The 15,516-nt window shown below is 72.3% G+C and carries 17 protein-coding genes; 15 read left to right on the plus strand and 2 right to left on the minus strand.

Going from position 1 to position 15,516, the window contains the following annotated elements:
• Window positions 1-3 precede the first annotated feature (3 nt).
• From QUG93_RS07685 to QUG93_RS07700, 4 genes are read left to right on the plus strand one after another with little or no spacing between them, the layout of a single operon-like run.
• On the plus strand, window positions 4-627 hold the full coding sequence (locus QUG93_RS07685) for a hypothetical protein (protein ID WP_289473338.1): 624 nt from the start codon (window positions 4-6) through the stop codon (window positions 625-627).
• Window positions 624-1,559, plus strand: a complete 936-nt coding sequence (locus QUG93_RS07690) for a S26 family signal peptidase (RefSeq protein WP_289473339.1) — start codon at window positions 624-626, stop codon at window positions 1,557-1,559. Before QUG93_RS07685 ends, QUG93_RS07690 begins: the two co-directional genes overlap by 4 nt.
• Window positions 1,556-2,866 carry a 3-keto-alpha-glucoside-1,2-lyase-like domain-containing protein gene (locus QUG93_RS07695; protein WP_289473340.1) on the plus strand — a complete coding sequence of 437 codons (1,311 nt, stop codon included), beginning with the start codon at window positions 1,556-1,558 and terminating at the stop codon, window positions 2,864-2,866. The genes QUG93_RS07690 and QUG93_RS07695 overlap by 4 nt, the downstream gene beginning before the upstream one ends.
• 57 nt (window positions 2,867-2,923) lie before the next feature.
• Window positions 2,924-3,571, plus strand: a complete 648-nt coding sequence (locus QUG93_RS07700) for a DUF1990 domain-containing protein (RefSeq protein ID WP_289473341.1) — start codon at window positions 2,924-2,926, stop codon at window positions 3,569-3,571.
• 63 nt (window positions 3,572-3,634) lie between these two features.
• Here QUG93_RS07700 and QUG93_RS07705 read toward each other — a convergent pair whose 3' ends face one another.
• Window positions 3,635-4,327, minus strand: coding sequence for an HAD family hydrolase (locus QUG93_RS07705; RefSeq protein WP_289473342.1), 693 nt, complete (start codon window positions 4,325-4,327; stop codon window positions 3,635-3,637).
• Window positions 4,328-4,355: 28 nt separating this feature from the next.
• Here QUG93_RS07705 and hemW point away from each other — a divergent pair, with 28 nt between their 5' ends.
• Window positions 4,356-5,591 (plus strand): radical SAM family heme chaperone HemW, encoded by a 1,236-nt coding sequence (gene hemW, locus QUG93_RS07710; protein WP_289473343.1) that lies wholly within the window; start codon window positions 4,356-4,358, stop codon window positions 5,589-5,591.
• A gap of 7 nt (window positions 5,592-5,598) precedes the next feature.
• On the opposite strand, the gene QUG93_RS07715 is transcribed toward hemW, so the two are convergent.
• The gene (locus QUG93_RS07715) at window positions 5,599-6,030 is read right to left on the minus strand and encodes a DUF4870 domain-containing protein (protein WP_289473344.1); all 432 of its coding nucleotides are present in this window, start codon (window positions 6,028-6,030) and stop codon (window positions 5,599-5,601) included.
• Between the two features lie 108 nt (window positions 6,031-6,138).
• Here QUG93_RS07715 and hrcA point away from each other — a divergent pair, with 108 nt between their 5' ends.
• The 10 genes from hrcA (at window position 6,139) to QUG93_RS07765 (ending at window position 15,410) form a co-directional block, all read left to right on the plus strand.
• A complete protein-coding gene (hrcA, locus tag QUG93_RS07720) occupies window positions 6,139-7,161 on the plus strand; it encodes a heat-inducible transcriptional repressor HrcA (RefSeq protein ID WP_289473345.1) in 1,023 nt (340 codons plus the stop codon).
• A gap of 111 nt (window positions 7,162-7,272) precedes the next feature.
• Window positions 7,273-8,385 carry a molecular chaperone DnaJ gene (gene dnaJ, locus QUG93_RS07725; protein ID WP_289473346.1) on the plus strand — a complete coding sequence of 371 codons (1,113 nt, stop codon included), beginning with the start codon at window positions 7,273-7,275 and terminating at the stop codon, window positions 8,383-8,385.
• Entirely contained in the window at window positions 8,385-9,170 is a 786-nt protein-coding gene (locus QUG93_RS07730) for a 16S rRNA (uracil(1498)-N(3))-methyltransferase (RefSeq protein WP_289473347.1), read from the plus strand. Before dnaJ ends, QUG93_RS07730 begins: the two co-directional genes overlap by 1 nt.
• 32 nt (window positions 9,171-9,202) lie before the next feature.
• Window positions 9,203-9,559 (plus strand): histidine triad nucleotide-binding protein, encoded by a 357-nt coding sequence (locus tag QUG93_RS07735; RefSeq protein WP_289473348.1) that lies wholly within the window; start codon window positions 9,203-9,205, stop codon window positions 9,557-9,559.
• Window positions 9,560-9,653: 94 nt separating this feature from the next.
• Window positions 9,654-10,715, plus strand: a complete 1,062-nt coding sequence (locus tag QUG93_RS07740) for a PhoH family protein (protein ID WP_289473459.1) — start codon at window positions 9,654-9,656, stop codon at window positions 10,713-10,715.
• Window positions 10,712-11,173: an rRNA maturation RNase YbeY gene (gene ybeY / locus QUG93_RS07745; protein WP_289473349.1), complete on the plus strand. Its 462-nt coding sequence runs from the start codon at window positions 10,712-10,714 to the stop codon at window positions 11,171-11,173. Before QUG93_RS07740 ends, ybeY begins: the two co-directional genes overlap by 4 nt.
• Window positions 11,174-11,177: 4 nt before the next feature.
• On the plus strand, window positions 11,178-12,500 hold the full coding sequence (locus QUG93_RS07750; protein ID WP_289473350.1) for a hemolysin family protein: 1,323 nt from the start codon (window positions 11,178-11,180) through the stop codon (window positions 12,498-12,500).
• Window positions 12,497-13,435, plus strand: a complete 939-nt coding sequence (era, locus tag QUG93_RS07755; protein ID WP_289473351.1) for a GTPase Era — start codon at window positions 12,497-12,499, stop codon at window positions 13,433-13,435. Before QUG93_RS07750 ends, era begins: the two co-directional genes overlap by 4 nt.
• Before the next feature lie 56 nt (window positions 13,436-13,491).
• Window positions 13,492-14,724, plus strand: coding sequence for a sensor histidine kinase (locus QUG93_RS07760; protein ID WP_289473352.1), 1,233 nt, complete (start codon window positions 13,492-13,494; stop codon window positions 14,722-14,724).
• Entirely contained in the window at window positions 14,721-15,410 is a 690-nt protein-coding gene (locus tag QUG93_RS07765) for a response regulator (RefSeq protein ID WP_289473353.1), read from the plus strand. Before QUG93_RS07760 ends, QUG93_RS07765 begins: the two co-directional genes overlap by 4 nt.
• Window positions 15,411-15,516: the final 106 nt, after the last annotated feature.

Raw genomic sequence — 15,516 nt, forward strand, 5'->3', positions numbered from 1 at the left:
GCCGTGCCGAAGCACTCGACGTCCGCCCGCCCGACAGGCCTGCGCGGCGGCTGGCTCCTCGTCGCCGCCGGGCTCGCCGCCTCGGTGGTGCTCGCACTGACCACCACCGGGACCGTGTCGGCGTACACCGCCTCGATCTCCAACACCACGAACACCGCGAACACGGTCTCGATCGAGATGACGCAGGGTCCGGACGCATCGACCGTGGCGTGCAGGAGCACCGTCACGGGAACCACGACGTGCTCGACCGACCTGTACGCCGGCAGCAACCTCCGACCGGGAGACACGACGCGCGGCACCTCGACGGTGATCAGGAACACCGGCGGGGTCGCGGCGTCCGCGTTCTCGCTCGCCCCCGGGGTCTGCAACGGCACCGTCTCGACCCCGAACAGCATCTGCTACTGGCTGCTCGTCACCGTGACGTGGACGACGCCGTCGGAGACGACGACCGTGATCGCGAAGCAGAGCGCCGGGGCGATCGGCGGGAAGACCTTCGCGATCAGCCCCGCTCCGGCGGCCGGTCAGGGCGGGACGGCGACCGTCACGGTCTCCCTCGACCCCGCGGCACCGAACGACTCGCAGGCGCAGACGATGAACCAGTCGCTCGTGTGGACCTTCACCGCATGACGATCGGGACGGCATCCCGCGTCGGCGCCACGGCGGTGTCCCGCCGCCGACGCGCCCCGGGTCGCGCGGTGTCGGGGCGGGTCCTCGTGACCGTCGCGGCCGTCCTGCTCGTGCTCCTCGCCGTCGGCGCCGCGATGGCCGCAGGCTTGCGGACCTTCGACGTCCGGACGCCCTCCATGGGCCGCACGGCACCGGTCGGGTCGCTCGTGGTGACCGTACCGCTCGGGCAGCACCGCCTGGTCGTCGGTGACGTCGTCACCTTCGTCCCTCCGGCTGCGGCGCGCGGCGCGACGACGGCTCGCCTGCCCTACACGCACCGGGTCGCCGCGATCGCGGACGGCGCGATCACGACGAAGGGCGATGCGAACGGTGCCGCGGACGCCTGGACCATCACCCGCGGTGACGTCGTCGGCCGGGTCGTCGCGGTGCTGCCCGGCGCGGGGTGGGTGCTCCGGATGCTGCCGTGGGGCGTGGGTGGGGTCGGCGTCGTCTGGCTCCTCGCCGGGTTCCTCACCGACCGTGCCCTCCGGACCGCCGCGCGGCTCGTCGGTGTGAGCGCCGTCCTCGCCGTCGTGGCCGCGGTGTTCCGACCGTTCGTCGCACTCGTGGTGACCGGGGTCGACGCGGGTGCCCGACCGGTCGCGACCGTGGTGTCCACCGGCCTGCTGCCCGTCCGGGCGGTGGGAGCGGCCGGCGCGTCCGACCGCCTGGTCAGCGGGGCGGCCGGCCAGGTCCCCCTGCCCCCGGGGTCCGACGGGGCGGTCGCGATCGCGGCCCGGCTCGACCTGACCCCGGCCGGATGGGCGGTCCTCGCGGTGCTCTGCGCCGTGCCGCTCGTCGTCGGCGTGTTCCTCGCCCGATCTCGGCGCGGCGGGGGGCGACCGGCCCGCCAGGACGAGGACGAGGTCGCGGCGCCGGTGGCGTTCTCGTGACCGCCCGGCCCGTGGTCGTGCTCGGTGCGTTCGCCGCTGCCGTGCTGGCCCTCGTGACCGGGGTCGGCACGACGACGGCCTCGACCCAGGCGGCGTACACGGCGGCGCTGTCGAACCGGAGCACCGCGAGCACGGTGTCGGACTACTCGCGGTCGAACCTGCCCTTCCGCGACTCCTTCGCCGGCGGCCAGGGTGCCTGGAAGACCTACGGCGGCCGGTGGACGACGCAGACCGTCAGCGGCTACGGCACCTTCACCGAGACGTCCGGCTCGTCCGACGGACCGAAGGCCGTGACCGGCGACCCCGCCTGGACGGACTACACGATGCAGGCCGACGTCCAGGTGAACTCCGGTACGGACGCCGGGCTCCTGGTCCGCGTCACGCGCCCGGCGTCCGGCGTGAACGGGTTCACCGGGTACTCCGTCAGCCTCGGGCTGTCGGACAACACGCTGTCCGTCAGCCGGATGAACGACGGCACGACCACCCAGCTCGCGCGGTCGACCATCGCGGGCACCCTCCGCGCCGGGCAGTTCTACCACGTCGTCGTCCAGGCAGCCGGGTGCGGGATCACCGCGTGGTCGTCGACCGTCGGCGCGAACGACTGGACGAAGGTGAGCGCCTCGGAGTCGTCGGCCGACTGCCGGTCGAAGGGCGCGGTCGGCCTGCGCGGCAACGGGAGCGCAGCCGGCTTCCGGTACGTCACGGTGTCCGCCGGGGCACTGTCGGCCTCGCAGGCGTCGGACCCGTACAACTCGACCCTCACGACCGGTCGGTTCGAGGACGGCGCGCCCGCACGGGTCTACGGCGGCACGTGGGCGGTCGACCAACCGGAGGAGCGGATCCGCAGCGTCGCGTACTCGGGCCAGGACGGCGACAAGCAGGTGCTCAACCGGGTCTGGGGCGACATGACCCTGACCGGGGACGTCCGACTCATGCGGAAGCCGACCGGCGGGACCGACGCGGGGTTCAACGTCCGGGTGGTCGATCCGTCCACCGGTCCGGACTCCCTCCGCGCCTTCTACGTCGGTGTCAGTGCGACCGGGATGGTGATCGGTCAGCACACGAACCCGGGGTTCACCGGGACGTTCGTGCCGTTCGGACGCACCGTGCAGGCCGAGGAGTGGTGGCACCTCACCGTCGAGGCGGTCGGGTGCACCATCACGGCGACCGCCTCACCGTCGGCCGGTGGGACGCCCGTGCAGGGGAAGGTCGACTTCGGGAACTGTTCGCTGACCAGCGGAGCGGTCGGCATCCGCGAGCAGGGGCTCGAGGCGCAGTGGCGGAACATCGCCGTGACCCCGCGCTGAGGTCGTGCGCGTCCGGCACCGCGGCGGTGTCCCCGGCAGCGCCGGTACGATGGGTCCATGAGCTCCCGCGGCACGTACCGGACCGCCCTGACCTACGGCGCCGTCGGTGCCACCCAGGCGGCGGACCTCATGACCTACCCGCCCGAGGGCTTCTCCCCGGCGGAGTCACGTGCGCGCATCGGGCACGGTGACCAGCGCTTCGAGACCGCGGTCACGCAGGCGCTGACGTGGCAGATCCAGGAGCGCAGCGGCATCCGCGTGCGGGTGGAGGACCAGCCCGACGACGACGAGGTCCGCTACAACCCCGTGACCTTCGACGAGCACGGGGTGCCGATCGCGCCGGCGTCGATCGGCACGCCCCGCGTCGAGAAGTTCGCGGCCGACGGCACGCCCCTCCTGACCGCCGGCACCACGGCGACGCTCGAGATGCACGCGTTCGGGCAGACGGTGCACGCGCCGGTCCGCGTCGTCTCGATCATCGACGAGACCGACCGCAAGGGCTTCGCCTACGGCACCCTCGAGGGGCACCCGCTCTCGGGCGAGGAGTCGTTCGTGGTCGAGCGCACGAGTGACGGGTCGGTCTGGTTGCAGGTGCGGCAGTTCTCGCAGCCGTCGAGCCGCAAGTGGGCGATGGTGGCACCGCTGTTGCGTCGGCAGCAGCGCACGATGGCGGCCAAGTACCTCGCAGCCCTGCGCGGCGACTAGTCCGACCCGGACGGCCGCAGCCGCGCGTCGCTGCCTGCGGCGCCGCGGCCGGCAGCGCCGGGGTCACGGGAGCGGTGGCACCGCCGCGATCGCGTCCTCGAGCAGCTGCGCGTCCTGCACGCAGTCACGTGCGATGGCCACCGCCCCGGTCCTGCGCAGTGCTTCCACGTCGTAGACCCCGGTCGCCACGGCCACGAAGGGGATGCCCACCGCGTCGGCCGCCTCTCCGTCCCGCGGGGTGTCCCCGACGATGACCGCCCGCGTGCCGGACAGCGCGGCGGCCGCGCGCGCGGTGACCCCGGTGCGTTCGACCTCCTCGTCACCGAAGTACGAGTGTTCCCAGTCGAACGCGTCGACGTCGAACCCCGCCCCGGCGAGCTTGACCCGGGCCCGGTGTTCCGAGTTGCCCGTGAGCAGCCCGTTCCGCCATCCGAGCGAAGCGAACCGGTGCACGAGCGCGATCGCCCCCGGCGCCGGCGAGCGGCGGTCGCCGCGGTGGTACCGCTCGTCGGTCAGGTCCCGCAGGTGTCGGCTCACGGTGGGGATGAGGTCGTCGTCGAAGTGGTGCGCACGCACGTGTTCCGCGATGAGCCCGGCGTCGGTCCGGCCGTGCTGGTGCCCGACCATCAGCGCGAGGTCCCGGCCGACGGCGCGTTCGAGCGCGAGGTGGTACAGGTTGCCCGGCGAGGCGGCGTTCTGCACGAGGGTGCCGTCGATGTCCCACAGCACCGTGGTGGGGACGGTGTGGTGCTCCATGGCTCCATCATGGCCGAGAATGGAGTCCATGCCGAGTGCTCTCCCCATCGCCGATCCCGCGCCCGCGGACGGCCTGGTCACCCCCGGCCCGGGTGCCGGCGAGGTGCCGTTCGGCGTCTACGTGCACGTCCCGTTCTGCCGGGTGCGGTGCGGCTACTGCGACTTCAACACGTACACGGCGTCCGAGCTCCGCGGTGTCCGGCGCGACGACTACGCCGGGCACGCCGTGCAGGAGATCCGCTGGGCGGCCGAGGTGCTCGACCGGTCCGGTGTCCCGCGGCGTCCGGTGTCCACGGTGTTCTTCGGCGGCGGCACCCCGACGATGCTGCCGGCGGACGACCTCGTGATGATCCTCCGCGCGATCGACGACACGTGGGGGATCCAGCCGGGGGCCGAGGTCACGACCGAGGCGAACCCGGACTCCGTCGACGCCGAGTCCGTGGCGACCCTGCAGCGCGGCGGGTTCACGCGCATCAGCTACGGCATGCAGTCGGCGGTGCCGCACGTCCTCGCGACCCTCGACCGCACGCACGACCCGGAGCGTGTGCCGCTCGTGGTCGACCTGGCGAAGGAGCACGGCCTCGACGTCAGCCTCGACCTCATCTACTCGACGCCGGGGGAGTCCCTCGACGACTGGCGCCGCTCGCTCGATGCGGCACTCGCCAGCGCACCCGACCACGTCTCGGCCTACTCGCTGATCGTCGAGGAGGGCACCGCGATGGGCCGCATGGTCGCCCGCGGCGAGCTGCCGGCTCCCGACGACGACCTGGCGGCCGACATGTACGAGCTCGCCGACCGGACGCTGTCCGACGCCGGCTACGGCTGGTACGAGGTCTCGAACTGGGCCCGGCTCGAAGCGCAGGGCGGGACGGCGGAGCACGCGAGCCGCCACAACCTGTCCTACTGGAAGGGGCACGACTGGTGGGGTGTCGGCCCGGGCGCGCACTCCGCGGTCGCCGGCACCCGCTGGTGGAACGTGAAGCACCCGGCCGCGTACGCGAACCGGGTGCTGGCCGGCGCGTCGCCGGCCGCGGGTCGCGAGACCCTCGACGACGAGACCCGGTACGTCGAGCGCGTGCTCCTGGCGGCGCGGGTCCGGGGTGAGCTCGCCACCGCCGAGCTCGGCCAGGAGGCCCGTGGCCGCGTCGCCGGCCTCATCGCACGTGGTCTCGTGGACGGCTCGGCCGCGGTGCGGGGACGCATCGAGCTCACCCTGCAGGGTCGGCTGCTCGCGGACGCGGTGGTCCGCGAGCTGCTCGACTGACCTGCGCCTACTGCTTGATGAACTCGATCGTGAGCGGGTACCGGTAGAAGTCGCCGCGGTTCGCAGCGACGGCCGCCAGGATCGCGAACACGATCACGAGCACACCGATGACCGGGAGCAGGACGAAGCCGATCACGACCAGGCAGAGCAGCCACGCCACGACGTAGGCGATGGCCGCCGTGATGTGGAAGTTCAGTGCCTGGCGGGTGTGCTCCTTGATGAACTGCCCGCGGTCGCGCAGCACCAGGTAGGCGATGATCGGCACCACGAGGCTGAAGAAGATGCCGCCGACGTGCGTGAGGGTCGCCCAGAGGCGCTGGTCCTCCGGCGACATCGGCTGGGGCGGCGTGTACCCGGCCGGGTACTGCGGTCCCTGGGGGTTCTGGGGTCCGCCCGGCTGCTGTCCGTAGGGGCCGCCGGGCTGCTGTCCGTAGCTCATGCCGAGAGCGTACCGACCGGAGCCGCCGCGGTCCCGTGGGGTCGGTGGTCGGGCGTAGGATCAGCAGTCGACACGTCCGAGTGCCAGCATCGAACGGAAGGGGTCCGGATGGTCAGCGAACGCTCACTCGAGGTCCTCAAGGCGATCGTGCGGGACTACGTCGCCTCGCGCGAGCCCGTCGGCTCGAAGACGATCGTCGAGCGGCACGCCTTCGGCGTCAGCGCCGCCACGATCCGGAACGACATGGCGCAGCTCGAGGACGAACAGCTCATCGCAGCGCCGCACACGTCGTCGGGTCGGGTGCCGACCGACAAGGGGTACCGCGTCTTCGTCGACCACCTGGCCGCCGCTCGACCGTTGTCGAGTGCCCAGCGCCACGCGATCGAGACCTTCCTCGGCACCCCGAACGACCTCGACGAGGTCCTCGGCCGCACGGTGCGCCTGCTGAGCCAGCTCACCAACCAGGTCGCCCTCGTGCAGTACCCCTCGATGGTGCGGGCACGCGTGCAGCACGTCGAGCTCGTGCGTCTCGGTGACACCCGGCTCATGGTGGTGCTCATCACGGACACCGCCCGGGTCGAGCAGCGCGTCGTGGAGACCGACGTCCGGCTCGACGAGACGTCACTGGCCGAGCTGCGCACGGTCGTGAACGGCGCCTCGGTCGGTCTGCTGCTGCAGGACGTCCCGCGGGCACTGCGCGAGGTCCCGCAGCAACTCCGCCCGGACGCGCAGACGCTGGGCGGCGTCGTCGTCGCGACGCTCATCGAGCAGGTCGCCGCGAACCGGCAGGACCGACTGGTGATGGCGGGCGCGGCCAACCTCGCCAAGAGCGAGCGCGACTTCTCCGGCGGCCTGTTCCCGGTGCTCGAGGCGATCGAGGAACAGGTGACCCTGCTCCGGTTGTTCGGTGAGATGCAGGTCGACGACGTCGCCGTCGCCGCGCGGATCGGCGTCGAGAACGCCGAGTACGGGCTCGACGCGACGAGCATCGTCGCCGGCGGGTACCTCGCCGGCGGGGGAGCCGTCGCCCGACTGGGCGTCCTCGGCCCCACCCGCATGGACTACGGCACGAACATGGCGGCCGTCCGCGCGGTCGCCCGGTACCTGTCCAAGCTGCTGGGCGAACATTGACCGGTCCGCGCGCACGACGTGCGGAGCCCCGCGGACCCGCTCCGCGCCTCCAGACCGACCCGCGGCGTCCGCCGCGATCCACCGACCGAACCGAAACCGACTGAGGGAACCGTGGCAGACCACTACGACGTCCTCGGCGTCCAGCCGGACGCCTCCGATGCCGACATCAAGAAGGCCTACCGACGGCTGGCGCGCGAGCTCCACCCGGACGTCAACCCGAGCCCGGACGCCGCCGAGCGCTTCAAGGACGTGACGCACGCGTACGACGTGCTGAGCGACCCGGAGCAGCGTCGCCGCTACGACGCGGGCCCGCAGGAGAGCCCCTTCGGCGGCGGTGCCGCCGGCGGCTTCAGCGACATCTTCGACGCCTTCTTCGGCGGCGGTGGCGGCGGTGGGCGCGGCAACGGTCCCCGCAGTCGTGCCGAGCGCGGGCAGGACGCCCTGCTCCGCATCGAGGTCGACCTGGACGAGGTCGTCTTCGGCACCCACAAGGACGTCGAGGTCGACACCGCCGTCGTGTGCGAGACCTGCAACGGCTCGTGCTGCGCCCCGGGCACGAGCCCGCGCACGTGCGACATCTGCGGCGGCTCCGGGCACATCCAGCGCCAGGTGCGGTCGCTGCTCGGCAACGTCGTGACGAGCGCCCCGTGCGGCACCTGCCGCGGCTACGGCACCGTCATCCCGAACCCGTGCCCGACCTGCCAGGGCCAGGGTCGCGTCCGCGCCCGCCGCACGATCCCGGTCGACGTCCCCGCCGGCGTCGAGACGGGGCTGCGCCTGCAGATGCCCGGACAGGGCGAGGTCGGCCCCGCGGGTGGTCCCTCCGGCGACCTGTACCTCGAGGTCAAGGTGCGCCACCACGACGTCTACAGCCGCGACGGCGACGACCTGCTGGCCACGCTCGAGGTCCAAATGACCGACGCGATCCTCGGCACGCACACGACCATCGACGGGCTCGACGGGCCGGTCGAGCTCGAGGTCCGTCCGGGAGTGCAGAGCGCCGACGTCCTCGTCATCAAGGACCGTGGCGTGACGAAGCTCCGCGGGAACGGCCGCGGCGACCTCCGCGTCGGCGTCCAGGTCGTCACCCCGACCAAGCTCTCGCACAAGGAGCGGCAGCTCGTCGAGCAGCTGGCGAAGGCGCACAAGGGCCCCGGCCCGCAGCTGGCGCGCTTCCAGCAGGGCATGTTCGGCAAGCTCCGCGACCGCTTCTTCAACTTCTGATGGCCTCGCTGTACACGGTCGGTCCCGGCGCCCTCGACGGCGTCGGGGTCGGCGACGTCGTGTCGCTCGACGGCGCGGAGGGCCGGCACGCCGTCTCGGTCGCGCGCGTCCGGGTCGGCGAGGTGCTCCGGATCGCGGACGGGCGTGGGGCGGTCGTCACCGGGGTCGTGGCGTCGACCGGTCGCGACGCACTGACGCTCACGGTGGACGCCGTCGCGGTCGAGGCGGAGCCGCGTCCGGCGCTCGTCCTCGTCCAGGCGCTGGCCAAGGGCGGGCGTGACGAGATGGCGGTGCAGGCGGCGACCGAGATCGGCGTCGACCGGATCGTCCCGTGGTCCGCTGCCCGGAGCGTGTCCCGTTGGGACGGTGCCAAGGTCGAGAAGGGTCGCGCCCGGTGGGCGGCGATCGCGCACGAGGCCGCCAAGCAGGCGGTGCGCTCGCGGGTGCCGTCGGTGGACGCGCCGGTGACGACGGCGCAGCTCGCCGCCGGTACCGGTGCACCGTCGGGTTCCGGCCCGTCGTCGGACGGCGGCCGGGAGGCACGGCGTGCGCTGGTCGTGCTGGACCCGGTGGGCGCGGTGCGGCTCTCCGGCTGGGACCCTCCGGCGGACGTCGACGAGATCGTCCTGGTGGTCGGTCCGGAGGGCGGCATCGACGGCAGCGAGTTCGCCCGGCTCGAGGCAGCGGGCGCCGTGCGGGCACGCCTGGGCGACACCGTGCTCAGGACGTCGACCGCCGGGCCGGCCGCGCTGGCCGTGCTGCAGACCCGGCTCGGGCGCTGGTAGCACCGTCGGGGGCGGGTCCTACGATGGACACCATGAGCAGCACCGAGCCGAGCGTCTTCTCGAAGATCATCGCCCGCGAGATCCCCGCGACCGTCGTCGCCGAGGACGACCGGGTGATCGCGATCGAGGACATCGAACCCAAGGCGCCGGTGCACGTGCTCGTGATCCCCAAGACCGAGCAGTACCGGGACGTCACCGAACTCGCAGCGGGGGACCCGGAGCTGCTCGCACACGTGGTCGCCACCGCACGTCGCATCGCCGACGAGCGCGCCGGCGGCCAGTTCCGACTCGTCTTCAACACCGGCGAAGCCGCCGGCCAGACCGTGTTCCACGTGCACGCGCACGTCCTCGCAGGTGATCTGCACGAAGGGAATCTCATTGCCGGTTGACGAACCCGTCCACCCCGAGTCCGACCGACCCTCGGCACGGCCCGTGTCCGACCCGTCGGACGTCACCGTCGACATCCAGGTCGACGGCATCGCGATGGTCCAGCTGCTGGGCCCGCAGGACCGCCTGCTGAAGACGGTCGAACGCCAGTACCCGGGCGTCCGCGTGCTCGTCCGGGGCAACGAGGTGTCGCTCACCGGTCCGGAACGTGACGTCGCCCGGGCGCACGCCCTCGTCGACGAGCTCGTCGGCATGGTCAGGCGCGGCCAGGACATCGGCCCGGCGGACATCCCGACCTCGGCCCGCATCCTCGACGAGGACCGCAAGCCGTCCGACACCTTCGGCACCCCGATCGTGTCGAGCCGTGGCAAGTCCGTGCGTCCGAAGACCGACGGCCAGCGGGCCTACGTCGACGCGATCGACCAGCACACCATCACGTTCGGCATCGGTCCCGCCGGTACCGGCAAGACGTACCTGGCGATGGCGAAGGCCGTGCAGGCGCTGCAGCGGCGCGAGGTCACCCGGATCATCCTCACGCGCCCCGCGGTCGAGGCGGGCGAGCGGCTGGGCTTCCTGCCCGGCACGCTCACCGACAAGATCGACCCGTACCTGCGCCCGCTGTACGACGCGCTCAACGAGATGATGGACCCGGAGCTCGTGCCGAAGCTGCTCGCGGCCGGCACGGTCGAGGTCGCTCCGCTCGCGTACATGCGCGGACGCACGCTCAACGACTCGTTCGTCATCCTCGACGAGGCCCAGAACACCACGCCCGAGCAGATGAAGATGTTCCTGACGCGATTGGGCTTCGGCTCGAAGATGGTCGTCACGGGCGACATCACGCAGGTGGACCTGCCCGGCAACCTGTCCGGGCTGCGACTGGTGACGCGGATCCTCGGTGACGTCGAGGACATCCACTTCGCCCGACTGGGCAGCGAGGACGTCGTCCGCCACACGCTCGTCGGCCGGATCGTCGACGCGTACACCGTCTACGACGAGGAGCGCCTGGCGGAGCAGGCCGGACACCGGCCCGGTGGCCGTGGCACCGCGCCCGTCGGCGACCCGTCCGGGGCGAACCGGGCGGAGCGCCGCGGGCACGCGCCGCAGGACCGTCAGCAGTCCCCGTACCCCCAGGACGACGCCCGAGGAGGCAACCGGTGAGCATCGAGCTCAACAACGAGTCCGGTGTCGAGGTCGACGAGCAGGCCATCCAGCGCCTCGCCGCCTTCGCACTCGACGCGCTGCACGTCCACGCGGACGCGGAGCTCGCGATCGTCCTGGTGGACGAGGGCGCGATGGAACAGCTGCACGTGCGGTGGATGGACGAGCCCGGCCCGACCGACGTGCTGAGCTTCCCGATGGACGAGCTGCGCCCCGGCACCGAGGACGAGCCGACCCCGGCCGGACTGCTCGGCGACATCGTGGTGTGCCCGCAGGTCGCCGCCGAGCAGGCGAAGACGGCCGGACACACCAGCACCGACGAGATGCTCCTGCTCACCTGCCACGGCATCCTGCACCTGCTCGGGTTCGACCACGCCGAGCCGGAGGAGAAGGCCGAGATGTTCGGCCTGCAGGGCGAGATCCTCTCTGCGTTCGCCGCCCAGCGTCGCGGGCGGTGAGCTGATGGTGCTCGTCGCCGTCCTGCTCGCGGTGGCGCTCGTGCTCGTCGTCGTCGGCGGCCTGCTCGCCGCGTCGGACGCAGCCCTGACGGTGCTCTCGCGGGCCGACATCGAGGAGATCGCACGGGGGAGCAGTCGTCGGCGGGCGATCGAGGCGGTCGCCGACGACGTCGGCGCGCACGTCAACGCGCTGAACTTCGTGCGGGTGCTCGCCGAGACCGCCGCCGCGGTCCTCGTCACGATCGCCCTCGTGACGGTGTTCGACACCTGGTGGGTGGCCCTGGTCGTGTCCGCCGCCGTGATGACGGTGGTGTCCTTCGTCCTGGTCGGGTCCAGCCCGCGCAGTGTGGGCCGGGCCCACGCGGAGCGACTGATCGGTGTGACGGGCGGACTCGTCCGCGGCGTGCGCATCGTCCTCGGTCCGCTCGCCGGTCTCCTCGTGGCCATCGGCGACCGGGTGACCCCGGGTCGTGGCCGGAGCGCGTCCACCGTCTCGAGCGAGGAGCAGCTCCTGTCGCTCGTCGACGAGGCCGCCGAGAGCAACGTGCTCGAGCAGGACGACCGCGAACTCATCCACTCGGTGTTCGAGTTCAGCGACACCCTGGTGCGCGAGGTCATGGTTCCCCGCACCGACATGCTCACCGTCGACGGCGAGGCGACGCTCGCGGCCGGCATGGAGCGGTTCCTGGTCGCCGGGGTCTCCCGCATGCCCGTCACCGGGAAGGACAGCGACGACGTGCTCGGCGTGCTGTACCTGCGTGACGTCTCGCGTGCCCTCTACGAGCAGCCGGGCAGCGAGCAGCAGCCGGTCACCGGCCTCCTGCGCCCGGCGGAGTTCGTCCCCGAGTCCAAGCCGGCGGACGACACCCTGCGGCACATGCAGGTCGCCAAGAACCACCTGGTGCTCGTCGTCGACGAGTACGGCGGGGTCGCCGGGCTCGTGACCATGGAGGACCTGATCGAGGAGCTCGTCGGTGACATCTCCGACGAGTACGACCGCACGGTCGTCGACCGGACCGAGGTCTCGCCGGGGGTCTGGCGCACCTCGGCCCGGCTGCCGATCGACGAGCTGGGTGACCTGTTCGGCATCGAGCTCGAGGACGACGACGTCGACACCGTCGGCGGCCTGCTGACGAAGGAGCTCGGGCGCCTCCCGGTGCGCGGCGAGCAGGTCACCGTCTCGGGCGTCTCGCTGACGGCGGACCGCGTCGAGGGCAAGCGCCGCCACCTGATCACCGTCCTCGCAGAGCGGACCGCCGTCCTGCAGGACGCCGAGGACGCCCTCGGCGACACGACACCGAGCACGACGGGAACCACCACCGCATGACCGAGCACGACACCGAGCAGCCCTCGCCCGAGCACCCGTACCGCGCCGGCTTCGTCTCCTTCGTGGGGCGTCCGAACGTGGGCAAGTCGACCCTGACGAACGCACTGGTGGGCGAGAAGGTCGCGATCACGTCGTCGAAGCCGCAGACCACGCGTCGCGCGATCCGCGGCGTCGTGCACCGCCCCGACGGGCAGGTCATCATCGTCGACACACCGGGGGTCCACCGTCCGCGCACCCTGCTCGGCGAGCGGCTCAACGACCTCGTGCAGTCCACGCTGGGCGACGTCGACGTCATCGGGTTCTGCGTGCCGGCGAACGAGCCGATCGGACCCGGCGACCGGTTCATCAACGACACGCTCGACCAGTACCCGCGCGCGAAGAAGGTCGCGATCGTCACGAAGATCGACCGCACCCCGAAGGACCGCGTCGGCGAGCAGCTCCTCGCCGTGTCGCAGTTGCGCGACTGGGACGCCATCGTGCCGACCTCGGGGACGAAGGGCCTGCAGCTCGAGGCCCTGCTCGGCGAGATCACGAAGCTGCTGCCGGAGTCGCCGCAGCTCTACGACGCCGGCACCGTGACCGAGGAGACCGACGAGGACCGCATCGCGGAGCTCATCCGTGAGGCAGCGCTCGAGGGTGTGCGCGACGAGCTCCCGCACTCCCTCGCGGTCGTCATCGAGGACGTCGTCGAGCCCGACGACGAGGACGACCCCGACGGCCCGCTGCGGATCTTCGCGAACCTGTTCGTCGAGCGGGACAGCCAGAAGGCGATCGTCATCGGTCGCGGCGGTGAGCGACTCAAGGACGTCGGGTCCCGTGCCCGCGCGGAGATCGAGTCGCTGCTCGGCGGCCGACACGTGTACCTGAACATCCGCGTGAAGGTCGCCAAGGAGTGGCAGCGCGACCCGAAGCAGCTCGGGCGGCTCGGCTTCTGAGCCGGGTCATCCCCCGGGCGGACGCGGACCGGCCGCCCGGGTCGTACCGTGGGGTGGTGTTCCGTCCCCTGCTGCGCTCGCAGATCGTCGTCGACGTGGTCGCCGCGGCGGTGCTCGGCCTGCTCGTGGTCGTCGTCACGGCGCCGGGCTCCGGGGACAGCCTCGGGTGGGTCGCCGCGCTCGTCCTGACGACGGCACTGGCGTTCCGACGGCTCGCGCCCGGACTCGCGCTCGGCATCGCGTGGATCGCCGCGCTGTTCCAGATGGTGACCGGCCAGGAACCGAGTGTCGCCGACGCGTTCATCGCGCCGGTCATGTTCACGACCAGCGCGTACGGCAGCAACCGCGTCCGTGCCTGGGGATTGGTCTCCGCGGTCGGTGGGTCGGTCACCGCCGCGCTCTACATGGGGGTGCGGGACTACCAGGACCGCCGCGGCATGGTGACGGCCACGACCCCGCTGCAGGAGTCCGCCCAGGTGACGGCGTCGTTCTTCGCGGTCGTGCTCCTGCTGCTCCTGCTGCCGTGGCTCGCGGGTCTGGTCGTCCGCACACGACGCTCCGCGAGCCTGAGCCGCGAGGCCCAGCTCGTCGCGGAGCGCGATGCGGCCCGCGCGGACCGTGCTGTGGCCGTCGAGCAGGAGCGCGTCCGGATCGCCCGCGACATGCACGACATCGTGGCGCACTCCCTCGCGGTCGTGATCGCGCAGGCCGACGGGGCCCGGTACGCGCTGAAGGCCGACCCCGCCATCGCCGACGAGGCCCTCGGCACGATCTCGTCCACGGCGCGCAGCGCCCTCGGCGACGTCCGGGAACTCCTCGGCGCACTCCGTCACGAGCAGGGGACCGCCCCCACGCCGGAGGTCGACGACATCGAGAAGCTCGTCGGCGAGATGCGCGACGTGGGACTCGACGTGCGCGTCGACCGCGAAGGGGACCCCGGGCGGTTGCCGACCACGACCCAGCTCGCCGTGTACCGGATCGTCCAGGAGAGCCTGACGAACGCGTGGAAGCACGGGGAGCCGGGCTCGCCGGTGCACGCTTCGTTGGTCTACCGGCCGGACACCGTCGAGATCACCGTGGTGAACCGCCGCGCCGACGACGGCACCCGCGGGCCCGGTACGGGACACGGCCTCGTCGGCATGCGCGAGCGTGCGACGATGACCGGCGGCACGATGACCGCGGGTCCGCGCGGTGACGACTTCACGGTGGCCGTCCGGATGCCGACGGTCCCCGCCAGCGGCCAGTTCCCCCGTGGCCGCATCACCCAGGAGCAGGAGCGCACCAGATGACCACGACCCAGCAGACCGGTGCCCCGATCCGGGTCGCGCTCGTCGACGACCAGGCGCTGTTCCGCACCGGCATCCGGATGCTCATCGACTCGCAACCCGACCTGCAGTTCGTGGGCGAGGCCGGGGACGGCGCGGAGGGAGCCGAGCTCGTGCGCCGGACCGGTGCCGACGTCGTGCTCATGGACGTCCGGATGCCGGTCATGGACGGCATCACGGCGACGGCGCGCATCGTCGAGCAGGGCGGGGCGGACGCGGCGAAGGTGCTCGTGCTCACCACGTTCGACTTCGACGAGGCCGCCGCGAAGGCGATCCGTGCCGGGGCGAGCGGCTTCGTCCTCAAGGACGCCGACCCCGAGTTCCTGCTCGCCGCGGTCCGCACCGTGCACGCAGGCACCGCCGTGTTCGCCGCATCGGCCACGCGCGAGCTCCTGCGCCGGTACCACGACGGTGCGGCGCAGGCCGCTGCGGTCCCGGCCGCGTTCGCCGAGCTGACCCCTCGTGAGCGGGAGATCTTCGACCTGGCGGCCCGCGGGTACAGCAACAGCGAGATCGCGCAGCACGAGTACGTCAGCGAGGCGACCGTGAAGACGCACATCTCGCGGGTGCTCACGAAGCTCGACCTGCGCGACCGCGTGCGGCTCGTCGTGTTCGCCCACGAGCACGGCCTGGTGACGAAGGGCGACTGACGCGGTCGCCGTGCGCCCGGGACGCCGGTCGGCGACGTGGGCGACGTGGGCGACGAGGGCGACGCGGGGCGGACGCGAGGTCATCCGACAGGATGACCCGTCCACA

The organism is Curtobacterium caseinilyticum, from assembly GCF_030363035.1.
Taxonomy (GTDB): Bacteria; Actinomycetota; Actinomycetes; order Actinomycetales; family Microbacteriaceae; genus Curtobacterium; species Curtobacterium caseinilyticum.

Excerpts from the sequence above, each read along its gene's own strand:
- QUG93_RS07690 (WP_289473339.1), top strand. The coding sequence starts at position 624 with ATGACGATCGGGACGGCATCCCGCGTCGGCGCCACGGCGGTGTCCCGC.
- QUG93_RS07700 (WP_289473341.1), top strand. The coding sequence starts at position 2,924 with ATGAGCTCCCGCGGCACGTACCGGACCGCCCTGACCTACGGCGCCGTC.
- QUG93_RS07705 (WP_289473342.1), bottom strand. The coding sequence starts at position 4,327 with ATGGAGCACCACACCGTCCCCACCACGGTGCTGTGGGACATCGACGGC.
- hemW (WP_289473343.1), top strand. The coding sequence starts at position 4,356 with ATGCCGAGTGCTCTCCCCATCGCCGATCCCGCGCCCGCGGACGGCCTG.
- QUG93_RS07715 (WP_289473344.1), bottom strand. The coding sequence starts at position 6,030 with ATGAGCTACGGACAGCAGCCCGGCGGCCCCTACGGACAGCAGCCGGGC.
- hrcA (WP_289473345.1), top strand. The coding sequence starts at position 6,139 with ATGGTCAGCGAACGCTCACTCGAGGTCCTCAAGGCGATCGTGCGGGAC.
- QUG93_RS07730 (WP_289473347.1), top strand. The coding sequence starts at position 8,385 with ATGGCCTCGCTGTACACGGTCGGTCCCGGCGCCCTCGACGGCGTCGGG.
- QUG93_RS07735 (WP_289473348.1), top strand. The coding sequence starts at position 9,203 with ATGAGCAGCACCGAGCCGAGCGTCTTCTCGAAGATCATCGCCCGCGAG.
- QUG93_RS07740 (WP_289473459.1), top strand. The coding sequence starts at position 9,654 with ATGGTCCAGCTGCTGGGCCCGCAGGACCGCCTGCTGAAGACGGTCGAA.
- QUG93_RS07750 (WP_289473350.1), top strand. The coding sequence starts at position 11,178 with ATGGTGCTCGTCGCCGTCCTGCTCGCGGTGGCGCTCGTGCTCGTCGTC.
- era (WP_289473351.1), top strand. The coding sequence starts at position 12,497 with ATGACCGAGCACGACACCGAGCAGCCCTCGCCCGAGCACCCGTACCGC.
- QUG93_RS07765 (WP_289473353.1), top strand. The coding sequence starts at position 14,721 with ATGACCACGACCCAGCAGACCGGTGCCCCGATCCGGGTCGCGCTCGTC.